Here is a 14,638-nt window from a genome sequence, read left to right as displayed (position 1 = left end):
TTCAGAATTCAGAACTTATTATTTTCAAGGTATAATTAGCCCTCATAAGGTTTCGAATTTGAATCAATCCACTCAATAATAAAATTGAATCTTTCTTTCGTCAGTCCATGACCGCCCTGATATCTCTTGTGGTACAGATTATGTAAGGCATTAAGCTCTGAATAAGCTGAGCTTGCTTTTTCAACTATATAGGAGGCATCTAAAGAATATTTATCATCATCTGCGGAAACTATAAGCAGTCGTCTAGGTGCAATACAAGACACCAAATCAAATATATCATATTTGCTATAAAAGTTTGGTATTACACTCGCCATTTCAATCCCCACATCGTTCATCATACGTTTTTTATAAGTACAGGCACTGCCGCTCGCACAACTAAAAGCTATACGTTCATCTAAAGCAGAAAGAAATAAAACCGTATTCCCACCATATGAATGTCCAAGTGTGCCAATCCTTTTGTTGTCAACATAAGTAAGATTAGTAAGTAATGTTATCCCATTCATAGCATCATCTAGTACTTTTTTCATCAAATAATCGCCTTTTATTATTCGATAGCACATTTCATTATAATACTGCCAAAAATCACCATCATCTGAAAGAGGTTCTATTCCATGAGTATTTTTACGTCTTTCTTCAAAGCATATTGAGTCAGGAGCCAACACCACAAATCCTCTTTTTGCCAACTCAGGTCCAAAAGCTTGAAAAGGATTTCCAGTTAACCCGCAAACCTCACTCTTTCCCAAATGATATTCCCTGTTGTGCTGGTGATTGATGAGAATAGCAGGATTATTATCAAGTGTATTCGGAAGCAATAGAAAAGCAATAACTTTGTCTCCGTAAGAATCATACTCAATTAATTGTCTTGTATATCCCTCCTCCTTCGTAGAATCCAGTAGTCTATACTCACTATGAGATATGGTCTTAGGATTTATAATTCCAATTGCTTCAGCTATCTCATTTCTTAAATTTACTAAATTTTCCATGTTACTCACCTCACTTGATAGAAATACTTTTCACATATTATACCATTTAGCACAATAATCTCAAGAATATATCTTTTTGTGTGTAGAATTTGATTAACGCTTGCTTAGCACCAGCGTCAGGTGCGTCTACTGTACAATCTTTATTAATGCTATTAAGACCACCATTTAGCATTAAATTTACACCAATCTATAAACAAAACAGCAAGCCTTTTACGTTTTCCTTAATTTTCATATCTTTCACTTGAGTTTTCCGTTTATTCAAATTATAATATACGGGTCTAATCTGCAACACCTATGACTTATGCCTCTCAACAGTTTATACTATACTACTACGAAAGAAAAATGGAGGTTTACAAATGAAAAAAAATAAGACCCAGAAACTGATGCTAAAAGATAAACTTCTTAAAAATGTACGGGGGATATTAATTTGCACTATAATAGCCTTATCTTTGCTTGCAGGAATTGCTTTGCAGATATCTTATGATAGCAGCGCTTTTGAAAAAAGGCAAAACTTTGACACCGAAATAAAAACCGCGGTGGACAGTCTCATCAGTGCTCTTACTGTTAATTACCAACGGTATGAGAACGGAGAGATTACAAAGGAAGAAGCACTGGCCTCTTCAGAAGAAATTGTCCGAAACACTCGCTACAACAATGGTAACGGATACTTTTGGGCAGATACGGCTGATGGTTTATGTGTTGTACATATGAATCCGGATTATGAAGGCACCAATCGTCTGGATGCTGTAGATAAAAAAGGTACCTACTATATAAGAAATGTAATTAAAGCCGCCGACAATGGTACGAATTTTTCGGAGTTCTACTTTACGAAGCCAAATGTCAACGGAATATTTAAGAAAAGGGCTTATACCGCCAAGTTTGAGCCTTACGGCTGGTATATCAGTACCGGAAATTACTACGATGATATTAATAAAGCCATCCTTACCTTACGTTTCAAGCAGTCTATCTCCGATATTATCCTGATACTGGTCAGCATATTAAGCGTGTTGATAGGCACCAAGCAACTTAATAAAGTTATTTCAAAAATCACTGAACCCCTTACAACCGTAACAAAGCGCTTACATATGCTCTCACAGGGTGATGTCTATTCTCCTGGTTCCGAAAATATCACAGAAACCGATGAAACTGGTATTCTTGCAAATGCTGAAAATAATCTTATTAAACAGCTTCAGATAATTGTGGAAGATATTACAGTAAACCTCAGCAAAATCTCCTCCGGAGATTTAAGAATCAGTACAGACAAAGCTTACACCGGTGATTTCATCCCCATCCAAAAATCCATAAAAGATATTACCAGCTACTTAAATGAAGTCCTTCTGTCCATCAATCAGGCTTCTAATCAAGTAAGGGGAGGCGCCAGTCAGGTATCCGATATGTCTCGAACATTGGCAGACGGTGCCACAGAGCAGGCAGGTGTTATAGAGGAACTGTCAGCCTCTCTTGATGAAGTCTCCTATCATGTTGAGAAAAACACGGTAAGTGTAGATAAAGCCTCTGATTATATTCGACAGATTAACGATAAATCCAGAGAAGGCAATGAGAAAATGCAAAGCTTATTAGCTGCCATGGAGAATATCGAACGTACCTCCAAGGAAATAGGAAGTATTAACAGAACCATAGGAGCAATTGCAGCAAGAACCAATCTATTGGCTTTAAATGCCTCCATTGAGTCCGCACGTTTAGGAAACGAAGGTAAAGGTTTCGCAGTAGTGGCTGAAGAAATGCGCCAATTGGCCGGACAGTCTGCAGCTGCTGTAAATGATACCGAGACTCTCATTGAGACTGCTCTTGCTGCAGTTGCCAATGGCTCGCAAAATACTGCTGATACCGCAGAACAATTAGTGAAAATAACCGATATGATCAACGAATTCAAGGATATTATGAGGGAGATAGACTCCGAGAGCAGGCAGCAAAATAATGAGTTAAAAGAGATTACCCAGGGTATCGGCCAGATATCCGGTATAATTCAAAACAATGTAGCTGCTGCGGAAGAGTGTTCTGCCTTCAGCGAAGATCTTAATACCCAGGCAGTTTTACTATTTGAAAACATTGATAAATTTACTTTAATTGAAAATATGTAATCTTTGAAAAGCTCCTATTTTCACTTCATACATTCTCTGTGGCAAAAGTCCAAATAGCGGTGTAAGTAAAATAGGAGCTTTATTAATTATTTCTTAGATAATTTCTGCAATCGTTTTGATAACCTCAGTGTCACCTGCAAGTGACTGGACTGTAGCTGAAATCTCCTGGGTAGCAGAAGCCTGGGCTAAAGATATATTTGATATCTCCTGGGTCTTATTTAACAGCACCTTTATCTTTTCTTGTATAGAAGACAGAATCTGTTTTGTGTCAACCACTGCCTTGGCACTATTCTCTGCCATTTTTCTGATTTCATTGGCAACCACGGCGAAGCCTTTGCCATTTTCTCCTGCCCTTGCTGCTTCTATGGAAGCATTTAATCCAAGAATTCGGGAGGTATTAGCGGTCTGGTTAATAAATCCTAAAATCGTATTCGTCTTCTCAATCAGCTCTGTTATATCTGTTGTCTGTTTAACGATATCTGAAATATTCTCCGACAATACACTGGATGAAGCAGCAATCTCTTCTGAGGTGGCAGATAATTCCTCTGTGGATGAGGAAAGTTCTTCCATTACTTCCTTAAGAGCATTTTGGGAATCCATACTTAGGGCAACTGTGAGTGTTCCGATAATATTTCCTGTTGTATTTCTAATTGGAACACTGGATGATTTGAATTCAACTCCATATATTTCCTTTGGTATTCTTCCGATACTCTGTTCTCCCGTCCTTAATACCAAAGGGATATTCCCCTTATCTGAAAATGGTTTTCCTTCCAGACCTGTTACCATATCGCTAATGCCAATGGAATAGTGAGTAAATTTTTCCCTGTCTGTTAATGCTACACTGTTTTGAACGAATAAAGCCTGATGAAAAAGAGAGGCAAATTCCCCAAATAAGTTAATATACTGCTCGTCACTTAAAACTACTTTTTCTGTTGTACTGTCATAAGTCATATAGTTATCTCCCGTTAATTATCAAATTTTTAAACTTAGGAGTATAATACTATAAATGAAATAAATTATCAATAACAAAAATAATAATTATTATTGTTATTGAATTTTCTATTCTTCCATTAGCATCTTCTTGCATTCCTGCAACTCTTTCTCTGCCTCTCTTGAGAGTTCCGGATATTGCGGATCAATTTCTTTCAGAATCTTTACTAAAACCTCTGAAATGAGAGTTCTGGCAAACCACTTCTTATCAGAAGGAATCACATACCATGGGCAATTCTCTGTTGCTGTTGCATTTATTGCTTTTTCATAAGCCTCCTGATACTCCTCCCAGTATCCACGTTCCAGTATGTCACCTTTTGAGAATTTCCAATTCTTTGATTTGTCTTCTATTCGATCCATAAACCGCTTTTTTTGTTCCTCACCAGAGATATGCAAAAAGAATTTGATAACTGTAATACCGTTTTCCCACAGATATTCTTCAAAATCTGCAATCTGCCGGTATCTCCTTTCTATAATATCCTCATATTTACATCTGTCCGGCAGGCTCTGAACCTGATACAATTTATGCACTTTGGCTATTAAAACATCTTCATAATATGAACGGTTAAAGATAGCTATTTTCCCTTTCTGCGGCACAACCTTATGAGCCCTCCAGAGATAATCGTGCATCAGCTCTTCTGTCGAGGGCTGTTTAAAGTTATACACATCAACTCCTTGGGGATTTAAACCAGAAAATATATGTTTGACTGCTCCATCTTTACCGGCAGCATCCATTGCCTGAAATATAATTAATATACCGTTTTTCCCTTCAGCATATAACTTATCCTGATATTCTTCCATTAATTCCAGGTTTTTTTCGATTACTTCAAGTGCATCCTCTTTCCCTGAGAAATCTCCCTTATCGGAAGTGTCAAAGCTTCTAATATCAAAATTCTTTTCACCTGTAAATTTGTACTTTTTAACGTTCATCGTCTTTTCTCCTTCCTTTACTGTGGCTGCCGTATATGAATTATCTGCTTTTCCTGTTATGATATCATTCTATCAATTACTTTTTATTATACATATCTCATACTGAGAGTACTATAATCTAATAAAAAGAAGCCGCCATAAGGACACTGATATTTTACCCGGTCCCTGGCAGCTTTCGTTAATTCTTTCGATATATAATTCTTTTAATACTGTCATAAGAAAGATGAAATTCTTCCATCAGCTCACTGATAGGGGTACCTTCCATTTTTCGCTGCCTGATTTTTGCATTCCGCTGCTCTAATTCTTCTTTTGTGGCAGTTCTGCTGCCCCATTTACAGCGTTCTTCCTTTGGCTGGGGAATATAGATCAAACCGCCGCCAAAGTATTTTTGTATCTCTTCCAGAATATTCTCCGGTAATATCTCTTTCCCATTTACATATGACATGCCTTTCACTCCTTCTGATAAATTCCACCAGAGTGCAGCACATTTCATATTGATGCGATTCAATAATCGCTCTATGCAAGGAATCGCAACTACATGTTCTGCGCTGCATAGAGCTTTTTGGGTGATTGATTGGATTTCTTAATCAGTAACAAAAAGTTTAACATATCTGCCTCGTTTCTAAAACAAATGTAAATATCAGCTTATATTCTCCCAACTCGCCCTCATGTTTGGGCTGAGGATTTCGCAGGCACAAACATGTCTGTGAATTATTGTCTTTTAATAATTCACATCAGCACTGGCCGGGATTGTCTATGGAACAATAATTGGCTGCATGAACAAAGTCACCTTTTTTCTGGGGTAGTTCTGCAAAATCGCTGATATCAAAGGTCTTTTTGCCATTCTCTAACACAAAGAAAGGAATTCCGATACCGCCTCTTTCTTTCACTTCCAAGAACATTTCTTCCTTATCACGAAAGCTGAGAAATTCTTTTAAGGTAGCCGTATCTGCGGTTATATTCTTATATACAAGTTCAATATCCTTACAATCTGCCAGATCCTTCTTTGCCTGAACACAGTCCGAGCAGATTTCCGTTCCATACATCGTTATCTTCATATCCATTCCTCCTTGTCAATCTAGATATCCCTATTGTAAACCTTATTCCCGGATCATGTCAATCTGTCCTTTCTCAGGACCCGGACGAAAGCCTATACTTTCATAAAGATGAATGGCATAAGTATTGCATTCATCTGCTGTAAGAAAAGCTCTGGTGGCACCAAAGGCTTTACAATATCCCAAGGCTTTTCCGATAAGTCTTCTAGCAATTCCCTGATTCTGATATTCCGGTATAACCGTCACTTCTCTTATCCAGGCAATTGGTCCTTTCTTACTCTGAAGGCCATATATACCGGTACACACAAGGCCTGCAATCTTGTTCTTTCCCCTCCGCTCTACCAGCACCGCTTTATTTACCGGTTCCTCATTTGAGGTATTATTAAGCCATTCCTTTATCCATTCCTCTGTCTGTCCGGTAAAACCACGGCTTTGTCCTTTGCAGGCAAGTGTGGTATCGGAAGCTTCCTTACTTTCATTTTCCTTTAAGAATTCTTCTTCAAGCTCACAAGCCTCTATAACAGGAATATCTATCAGTGAATCCAGAAAGTAATCCTTCCAGACATCTCGTACTATAAAACCTTCTTCCTCAAAAGAATTCACCCACTCATCCGGTATGAATTCAATTAAGCCCCGGCTGTCTTTCCCTAAAGTATCAAGTACCTGCTTTGCTTCATTGGCTGCCCAATGGTAATGGATACAATCAGCTTCCCGGTGAAAGCCGCTAATTAAGATTATATTGTCCGATTCTTTCTTAATTTCATACCCCGCAATATCCTCATAATCTGTATATTCCAAAGAATTGTATGTAAATCCTGCTACCTTATCCTTTATTCTTAAAAAATCTGCCTCTGTCATATGGATACTACCTCTCTTTAATCCAGTTATATTTTCCAATATTATAACAGAATAGCTTCACTCTAAAAATAGCAAGTATATTTATAATTGTTTTTTGACAGTATCCCCTATAGCCCTAAGAAGGCTCTTGTCATCTTCTTTTGTGTCCTGAGATAATTCCCAGATCATAATACCTCCTGCATGCTCCAATGCCCATTTCGTCTTTTCCCTTATAGTAGGTATGCCATTATAATAATCTTCAACCTCACCATTCCGGAAAACATCTTTATTATAGCCGTCAGAGTCCCGGCTTAGTATGTCACTGTACGCAGACCAGGAAGGCCTTGCATAGAAGGGTACGCCAAGCACTACTTTCTCCTTTGGCATCTTTCTGGTGTCTATCCAGTACTTCGCACTGTTCACTGCAAATTCATAGGAAGAATGACGAATTCCGTCTCCCCCGTCATATGCCATAACATGAACCCAATCCAGAATACCTAATACGGTATCCGTCTGTGCAAAAGTATCTGGTATAGCTTCCCCTTCTGCTGTAACACCGCTTAATACGGCTGCTGTTAAGAGCAGCTGATTCTTATCAACCTCACCTTTTAGATACAGCATCAGTTCCTCATACTGTTTTCTACTGCTGCCTTCCATCCTTGGATGCTCCCAATCAATGTCAACTCCGTCAAAACCGTACTGTTTTGCCATATCAATGATAGCGTTTCCAAGCTTCGTAACTTTTTCATGGGTATCGGTGGCTTCCATAAAAGTGGCTTCAAGGGGGATATCCTGATAGGACCAGCCTCCGACCACCAATAACACCTTTACTCCTTCTTTATGTGCCTGTTTAATAATCTTCTCAGCCGTATCAGGATTGTTAAGCGGTAACAGCGATCCGTTAACCGTCGGTATAGCAAAGGAATAGTTAATATGGGTAAGATTATCATACTGTATCCTGTCTGTTTTCTCCGGTTCCCAGCTTGGATAATATCCTGCTACCTTAAAGTTTGTTCCCGACTTTTCTGCTTTTATATTCATTTTTGGCTCCCATCTGCGTGCTTTAGCACGCGTACAAAATCAGGGGGAGTGAAAGATTTATCTTTCACTCTTCCCCTCCATGCAGCTAAAATATTATAATTTTCAATCAAATACCCTTTCTACTTTCCATGTTTTGAGTGTATTTGTAAAGCTTCCATCTTGGTATTTTTTGTTATAACTGGTACACTTACCTACCGTTTCTGTCCCCGGTACTCTCCGGGTGTACAACCGCATTGCAGCTTAAACATTCGATTAAAATAGCAGATATTATTAAAACCGGACTCATAGGCTGCTTGATTCACAGTCACGGCATCATTTTTCAGTAAATACTTTGCTTTCTGCAGTCTTGCCTGAACCAGCTCCTTCTTAGGCGTGCTGTGAAAAAAGTCCTCATAATATTTATATAGCTGGCTTTTCCCAATATTAAGTATACGGCACATCTGCTCCACACTCCAGGGCTGCTCGCAGTTTCCCAGTACCTGCTGCCTAAGGCTTAGAAGTTCGGGGTAGATACCTTTTCTTTGCTCATCAGGTATTACTTCCCTTAGCCGACCTCTATGCAGCAGTACAAAAAGTTCCCGCACATACAAATCCAGCATATCTTCTGATTTTGACAAGCCATTAATAAATTCCTGATATATCTTCTTTAACAGCCAGTTAAGATCCTCCGTATTATCCGGATAGAAAATATGATTCTTTTTGATTTCATATCCCCTGATATCTTCCGGCTTACAATAGAAATGCACATAACTGTTAAAAAACTCATTCTCTGCTTGATAATGCTGGTATTTTCCCGGTGAATACAAGATACAGGCTCCGGGCTTTACTTTTACCGGATTATGATTTTGAAAATAAAATGTCATAGGTGACAGAATAAGCAGAAACAGGTAGCTTTCTGAGCCGTAGGGACGCAAAATTGTATCCCGGTCAGGATTATGGGTATGATATCCGCAGTACTCCACTGTTATCATTTTGTTTACCTCACTCAATTTGTTCACATAATAAATTAATATAACTTAAGCTTATTCATAACCGGAAGAAAAGTCAATACTATAAGAAGATAATTAATATGAATTCTTTTTGAAAATGTTATACTTTAAGCATCTTAATGAAAAAATTCATTATCAGGAGGAACGTAATAAGAGATGAAAAAGTCAACTATAAGCATTGATAAGCATTTTGTGGTAGGGGATGTTGATAAACGTATCTATGGTTCATTTATCGAACATCTTGGACGTGCTGTATATGAAGGTATTTATCAACCGGGAAGCCCTTTCGCCGATGAACAGGATCTGCGTAAGGATGTAGTTAAACTCATTAAGGAGTTAAATGTTCCCGTTGTACGCTATCCTGGCGGAAACTTTGTATCCGGTTATCACTGGGAAGATGGGGTTGGGCCTAAGGCTGAACGCCCTGAGAAGATAGATCTTGCCTGGAATGTGATTGAGACCAACCAGTTCGGCTTAAATGAATTCATGGACTGGACCAAAAAGGCTGATACTACTGCCATGATGGCTGTCAATCTTGGAACCCGCGGCGCAGAAGATGCAAAAAACATTGTGGAATACTGTAATTTAGACTGCGGAAGTTATTACAGCAATTTAAGAAAGAAACACGGATACGAAAAACCTCACGATATCAAACTGTGGTGCTTAGGCAATGAAATGGATGGTCCCTGGCAGATGGGACATAAAACTGCTTCCGAATATGGCCGTACTGCTGCTGAAGCCGGACGAATCATGAAAATGGTGGATCCTTCCATCGAATTAGTTGCCTGCGGCAGTTCTTCTCTAACTATGGATACCTTTGGTACCTGGGAAGATACGGTGCTATCCGAATGCTATGACCAGGTAGATTATCTTTCTCTTCATCAATATTATGGCAACCAGGCTAATAATACTCCTGATTTTCTTGCTAATACCGTTGCTATGGATAAGTTTATCAGTTCGGTAATCTCTATCTGCGATGCAGTAAAAGCGAAAAAACGCAAGAACAAATCCATTCACCTTTCTTTTGATGAATGGAATGTATGGTATCATTCTCATGAACAGGATCAGAAACTGGAGCGTTGGGTAAAAGCCCCTCATCAGTTGGAAGATATTTATAATTTTGAAGATGCCCTTTTAGTTGCAGGTATGATGATTACAATGCTTCGTCATGCTGACCGTGTAAAGGTTGCGTGTCTTGCCCAGCTTGTAAATGTTATCGCACCAATTATGACTTCGGACACCGGAGCTTGGAAGCAGACTATTTATCATCCATTTGCACTTATCAGTAACTACGGCCGAGGTACTGTTCTGAACACGATTGTAGATACCCCTATCTATGAGAGTACCCACGGTGATGCACCCTATCTGGACTGCGTATGCCTTATGAATGAGGAGGAGGACACTGTAACTTTATTTGCTGTAAATAAAGATTTAGAATCACCTATGGAAATCACCTGCGACCTTCGCCAGTTCTCAGGTTATCGTGTGAAAGACCATGTAATGTTAACCCATTCCGACTTAAAGGCTATCAATACGGAAGAACATCCTGAGAATGTAGCTCCTGTAAAGGCTGATGGCGCTAAGATTGAAAATGGTGTTCTTACTGCAGTATTATGCGATAAGAGCTTCCATGTAATTACCCTTGGAAAATAATACATTTCTCCCTATTTAAACAAAAGGGACTGTTGCCGATGAGCAGCAGTCCCTTTTGTTTTCATACTATAATTACACTTATGTCCTTAACTTCTGTAATTTATATTTTCTCAAATACCAGCGGGCAGCCGGGAAGGGATTCGTAATATAATTTTTCACCCTTACTTACTATGGTTTCGTTCCCATTCTTCCATTTACCTCTTGGTATATAAACTTCTCTTCCAGCACAACCTTTTTGATAAATCGGAGCTACTAAAAGTCTGTCTCCAATCATAAATTGATCTATTACTTTTTCAACCGATTCCTCCGGATATTCATAGCTCATATATCTTATTACAGGTTCTCCTGTCACTGCAGCCAAATCAGTAAAGTGACATATTATATCAAGGTACTGCTTTCTATATTCAAGACTCTTTAAGATTCGTTTAAAATTCTCTTCGCTTAGAACTCTAAAAGGAGCCGCTGAGAACTGTATCGCCGGCATGAGACATGCTATCTCACAATGTCTGATGAATAGTTCCTGGTCCAGATTATTTTTTGCAGCCTCCTGGAAATTCACATATTCTCCTCCGCCGATCATATCAGGGCAGCCAAAGGGATGTCCTGTAAGCCCCTGCAATAATATATCCGGAATCAAGGAAGCAATTCCATTATCCCCCCAGGAATGGTCCTTATCACAAAGTCTCTGCAATAATCCGTAACCTCCTGCACCAAAAGAAACACGAAATTCGTTGAATTCAAACTGTTCGCCATATCTTGCCCACAGATTAGAATGTTCATCCGGACTCAGCTTTTCATATGTCACGTTATCTTCTCTATAATAAAGGCTGTCCCCTCCGTCAAATTTGAAACCATTCACTCCAATTTCCTGTAATTCGTGTAACTGCTCACTTAACCAATCCTGTGCCATCGGATTTGACATATCAAGAACTGCCGAATATCCATTCCACCATTTTGCTATGTAAGCTTCTCCGTCCGGTCTCTTTATCAGAATATCCCTTTTCACCGCTTCACGGTATGCAACGGTGTCCGGGGTTATGTACGGGCACATCCAAACCATAACTTCAAACCCCATTTCATGCAGGCTATCTATCATTTCTTTGGCATCCGGAAATTTACCACTATGAAATTTCCAGTCCCCATAATACTCTGCCCAGCCGTCGTCAATCATCAGCACCCCTGCCGGCATGCCGGAATCCAGAATACTTTTTGCATACTCCAAAATATCTTTTTGATTTTGATAGAAGGTAAACTCTATCCAGGTGTTATAAATAACCTTGTTAAAAAGGGCTTTTGATGGCGTTATCTGATGAAACGGAAAATACTCTTTCATAGCAGAAAGGTATGCAGATTTCAAGTTACCAAAACCAGCTTTTAAAATTACATCGTCTGGAAATTCCATCTCACCTTTCTGAAAAGTAATTTGAAATCCGGACTTTCTCCAAAGAAACCGCCCTTTGCTGGATACCAAAAATGGCATGGCCTGATTAGGTGTTTCATTGCTTCTGAAATCTAAGACACATTCACTTTCCGCATCAAATGGCATTTTTAAGCCATATTTTACACAAGTTCCATACCAGTATTCATTCTCTAATATTCTTTCTTTCATACATTCCTCCTTAGCATAAGTCGGCACTAATGCTATATGGTTCTACAATATTGGGTCTTTTATATGTTAAATACTTCTATGGAAGCATTTAAACTCAAAGCATGACTATTTAGTTCATCAAATGCCGAATGCATATCCTCGGCATGGACCAATTGTTTTTCCGTTACACGGTTCACCACCTCCGAGGATGCGGCAATTTCCTGCATAATTGCAGACATACTCTCCAGAGCGTTTAAAACAATCTGCTTGCTGGATTCAATAATACTAATCTTATTTTGTATCGTATTGACTTTATTGATGAACGCATATAAGTCTTTGTTCATTCTCTGTAAGCAATCTAATGCATTGTTTACAGCTGCTTCCTGATGCTCTACTATCTCCTTTGCAGTAAATGAACTCTCTACGACTTTATTTATGCGGTATTGTACATCACCGATCATCTTTTCAATCTCCTTTGAAGCTTCCATGGATTGATTAGAAAGATTGTGTATCTCATCCGCTACAACTGTAAAACCTCTGCCTGCCACTCCTGCCCTTGCGGCCTCAATAGACGCATTGAAGGAGAGGAGATTCGTCTGTTCTGCTATGTAATTTAAAACTTCCAGAACTTTTCTTATGGCTGCTGTTGTCTTATCAAGTTCTTCTACCTCACCAATTACTTTGTTAGTAATTTGATTTGTATCCCTTGCTTTATCTTTTAGTTCACCGAACTTTAGAATATTTTGGTCTATATTATTATTTGTATCTATTATCAGTCCATTGACTTCTTTTGTTATAATATATATCTGTCCAATCTCATCCGACAGGTCATCCATCTGCTTTAAACATTCGGAGGATTCTCCGGCCTGTTGCTGCATCGCCTGTTTAATCTCCGAAATTGATTTTGCTATACTGTCGGTTTCTTTCATAAAATGCTTGGTGGTATCTTCGACTCTATTTGAAGTATTTTCTACTTTTCTGCCGATATTTCTTATATTTTCGATGAGCTTTCTATTATTTTCTATCATATCTGACATACTGTGCACCAAATCCTGAAATTCATCACGCCTGTCAGTCGTAATTGTTACTGTCAGATCACCTTTTGCCGCTTTGCCCAACTTATTTATGATTGCGGAAATGGTACCGCCAATCCCCTTAGAAATAATAATGGTAATAAACACTGCAATGACAGATGCGATTACTACAACGAGAAAAGTAATAAGTCTGATGCTCATAACTTGCTTTAATATTTCACTTTTTGGTATGAGTGCCGTCACAATAGCTCCCGTTGTTCCGATTCTTGCACTGCAAAACAAATACTCATTTCCTTTAAAAGCTGTAAAATAGCAGCCTTCAAGATTTTTATCCACTTCGGCTTTCATGAAATTATTGATTGCATTGTCCTTGTCGCCGGAAGTCGGATATATCTGATTTTTTCCATCTGCTGTTATAAAGCCATAAAAGCTGTCTTTCCCAAACTTTAACTTACCTAAGGTATCCTCCATAGCACTGGAGCTTATATCTATTACAATCAATCCGTCAAAATCCACAAAGGCTCTCATATAGCGCAGAGAATACTCAGATGATTTAAGAGCCAATGAATCATCCAGCTCTTTCAGACTGCTTAACCAAATTTCAGTTTTGGGGTTAGCTTTGATTAGAGAACCTTCCCTGGTGTCCATTAATTTCTCGTATAAATCACCCTGTTCTCTCCCATTCGTTTTTTCAGCTGTGCTGATACTTTGCGCATTAGGCGTTATTAAGTGGATATTCTCTATAAAACTGTCTGCCATCCTCTTTGATAATAATTCTGTTTTAAAATTCTTATATACCTCTAAATAATCCGGGGAGTTCTTTTTATACCTGCCTCTTAAATACTTCGCCAGTTCATTATCAGACAAATACTGAACAGATAGGTCTCTTGATGATTGCAGTCCAAAATCGATGTAATCACTTGTCATTCCCAACATCTGGCTTACATTTGTTTTATAGTTATTAATCATGTTATTCGATGCAACTTTATACGATATTACTCCAAGGATTATGACAAATGATATTGGAAGCATAAATGCTACGATTAGTTTATATCGGATTTTATTAAAGATACTGCCGGTTTTATTCTTTTCTTTGTGTTTCATCCCGCCCTGTATCAGTTCTTTGCCTCCCTTTTTTATTGTGAAACCCTTAGCCGGTTTTCCAATCAACATATCACCCCTTTACCCTCTTATCCTATGGTTAATTACCGGCACAGTAAATAAACCATGCTATAAGAAGACCACCTAATATAAAACAGTAAATCTGATTTTGTTTTACATTTAGGTGGTCAGTTATAAACATATCAACTATTACTTACTCATCCTATACCTATTAATACTCAGCTCATACCTTTTAATTATAACTTACTCAGCTTATACCTATTAATTATAATTTACTCAGCTCATATCAATAAATCATTGCTTACTCATCTTAT

At 38.4% G+C, this 14,638-nt stretch carries 12 protein-coding genes; 2 read left to right on the top strand and 10 right to left on the bottom strand.

All coding sequences use genetic code 11. The annotated features are described in order from the left end of the window. Window positions 1–35: 35 nt before the first annotated feature. Window positions 36–983, bottom strand: a complete 948-nt coding sequence (locus tag bsdcttw_RS06690; RefSeq protein ID WP_185258608.1) for a prolyl oligopeptidase family serine peptidase — start codon at window positions 981–983, stop codon at window positions 36–38. A gap of 356 nt (window positions 984–1,339) precedes the next feature. Between bsdcttw_RS06690 and bsdcttw_RS06685 the strand changes: the two genes are divergently transcribed. Continuing rightward, a complete protein-coding gene (locus tag bsdcttw_RS06685) occupies window positions 1,340–3,085 on the top strand; it encodes a methyl-accepting chemotaxis protein (RefSeq protein ID WP_185258607.1) in 1,746 nt (581 codons plus the stop codon). Between the two features lie 93 nt (window positions 3,086–3,178). On the opposite strand, the gene bsdcttw_RS06680 is transcribed toward bsdcttw_RS06685, so the two are convergent. The 7 genes from bsdcttw_RS06680 to bsdcttw_RS06650 form a co-directional block, all read right to left on the bottom strand. Further along, on the bottom strand, window positions 3,179–4,036 hold the full coding sequence (locus tag bsdcttw_RS06680) for a methyl-accepting chemotaxis protein (RefSeq protein ID WP_185258606.1): 858 nt from the start codon (window positions 4,034–4,036) through the stop codon (window positions 3,179–3,181). 108 nt (window positions 4,037–4,144) lie between these two features. Continuing rightward, window positions 4,145–5,005 (bottom strand): polyphosphate kinase 2 family protein, encoded by an 861-nt coding sequence (locus bsdcttw_RS06675; RefSeq protein ID WP_185258605.1) that lies wholly within the window; start codon window positions 5,003–5,005, stop codon window positions 4,145–4,147. Window positions 5,006–5,183: 178 nt separating this feature from the next. Then, window positions 5,184–5,450, bottom strand: a complete 267-nt coding sequence (locus bsdcttw_RS06670) for a CD3324 family protein (RefSeq protein ID WP_185258604.1) — start codon at window positions 5,448–5,450, stop codon at window positions 5,184–5,186. Between the two features lie 289 nt (window positions 5,451–5,739). Further along, the gene (locus bsdcttw_RS06665) at window positions 5,740–6,063 is read right to left on the bottom strand and encodes a glutaredoxin (protein WP_185258603.1); all 324 of its coding nucleotides are present in this window, start codon (window positions 6,061–6,063) and stop codon (window positions 5,740–5,742) included. A gap of 42 nt (window positions 6,064–6,105) precedes the next feature. Then, window positions 6,106–6,918: a GNAT family N-acetyltransferase gene (locus bsdcttw_RS06660; RefSeq protein WP_185258602.1), complete on the bottom strand. Its 813-nt coding sequence runs from the start codon at window positions 6,916–6,918 to the stop codon at window positions 6,106–6,108. An 81-nt stretch (window positions 6,919–6,999) separates the two neighbouring features. Next, a complete protein-coding gene (locus bsdcttw_RS06655) occupies window positions 7,000–7,938 on the bottom strand; it encodes a glycosyl hydrolase family 18 protein (RefSeq protein WP_185258601.1) in 939 nt (312 codons plus the stop codon). A gap of 191 nt (window positions 7,939–8,129) precedes the next feature. Beyond that, window positions 8,130–8,909, bottom strand: coding sequence for a helix-turn-helix domain-containing protein (locus bsdcttw_RS06650; RefSeq protein WP_185258600.1), 780 nt, complete (start codon window positions 8,907–8,909; stop codon window positions 8,130–8,132). 174 nt (window positions 8,910–9,083) lie between these two features. On the opposite strand from bsdcttw_RS06650, the gene arfA reads away from it, so the two are divergent. Beyond that, on the top strand, window positions 9,084–10,580 hold the full coding sequence (gene arfA / locus bsdcttw_RS06645) for an arabinosylfuranosidase ArfA (RefSeq protein WP_185258599.1): 1,497 nt from the start codon (window positions 9,084–9,086) through the stop codon (window positions 10,578–10,580). Window positions 10,581–10,680: 100 nt separating this feature from the next. Here arfA and bsdcttw_RS06640 read toward each other — a convergent pair whose 3' ends face one another. Together bsdcttw_RS06640 and bsdcttw_RS06635 are read right to left on the bottom strand one after the other, a co-directional pair. Next, a complete protein-coding gene (locus bsdcttw_RS06640; RefSeq protein ID WP_185258598.1) occupies window positions 10,681–12,189 on the bottom strand; it encodes a glycoside hydrolase family 31 protein in 1,509 nt (502 codons plus the stop codon). 59 nt (window positions 12,190–12,248) lie between these two features. Next, window positions 12,249–14,375, bottom strand: coding sequence for a methyl-accepting chemotaxis protein (locus tag bsdcttw_RS06635; RefSeq protein WP_185258597.1), 2,127 nt, complete (start codon window positions 14,373–14,375; stop codon window positions 12,249–12,251). Window positions 14,376–14,638: the final 263 nt, after the last annotated feature.

This window comes from Anaerocolumna chitinilytica (assembly GCF_014218355.1).
Classification (GTDB): Bacteria; Bacillota; Clostridia; order Lachnospirales; family Lachnospiraceae; genus Anaerocolumna; species Anaerocolumna chitinilytica.
Note: the sequence above shows the minus strand (reverse complement) of the source record. Positions and strands in the feature narration are given on the sequence as shown.

What these genes read in the sequence shown, in the direction of transcription:
- bsdcttw_RS06690 (WP_185258608.1), bottom strand. Translation starts at nt 983, where the DNA reads ATGGAAAATTTAGTAAATTTAAGAAATGAGATAGCTGAAGCAATTGGA.
- bsdcttw_RS06650 (WP_185258600.1), bottom strand. Translation starts at nt 8,909, where the DNA reads ATGATAACAGTGGAGTACTGCGGATATCATACCCATAATCCTGACCGG.
- bsdcttw_RS06640 (WP_185258598.1), bottom strand. Translation starts at nt 12,189, where the DNA reads ATGAAAGAAAGAATATTAGAGAATGAATACTGGTATGGAACTTGTGTA.
- bsdcttw_RS06675 (WP_185258605.1), bottom strand. Translation starts at nt 5,005, where the DNA reads ATGAACGTTAAAAAGTACAAATTTACAGGTGAAAAGAATTTTGATATT.
- bsdcttw_RS06680 (WP_185258606.1), bottom strand. Translation starts at nt 4,036, where the DNA reads ATGACTTATGACAGTACAACAGAAAAAGTAGTTTTAAGTGACGAGCAG.
- bsdcttw_RS06655 (WP_185258601.1), bottom strand. Translation starts at nt 7,938, where the DNA reads ATGAATATAAAAGCAGAAAAGTCGGGAACAAACTTTAAGGTAGCAGGA.
- bsdcttw_RS06685 (WP_185258607.1), top strand. Translation starts at nt 1,340, where the DNA reads ATGAAAAAAAATAAGACCCAGAAACTGATGCTAAAAGATAAACTTCTT.
- arfA (WP_185258599.1), top strand. Translation starts at nt 9,084, where the DNA reads ATGAAAAAGTCAACTATAAGCATTGATAAGCATTTTGTGGTAGGGGAT.
- bsdcttw_RS06665 (WP_185258603.1), bottom strand. Translation starts at nt 6,063, where the DNA reads ATGAAGATAACGATGTATGGAACGGAAATCTGCTCGGACTGTGTTCAG.
- bsdcttw_RS06635 (WP_185258597.1), bottom strand. Translation starts at nt 14,375, where the DNA reads ATGTTGATTGGAAAACCGGCTAAGGGTTTCACAATAAAAAAGGGAGGC.
- bsdcttw_RS06660 (WP_185258602.1), bottom strand. Translation starts at nt 6,918, where the DNA reads ATGACAGAGGCAGATTTTTTAAGAATAAAGGATAAGGTAGCAGGATTT.
- bsdcttw_RS06670 (WP_185258604.1), bottom strand. Translation starts at nt 5,450, where the DNA reads ATGTCATATGTAAATGGGAAAGAGATATTACCGGAGAATATTCTGGAA.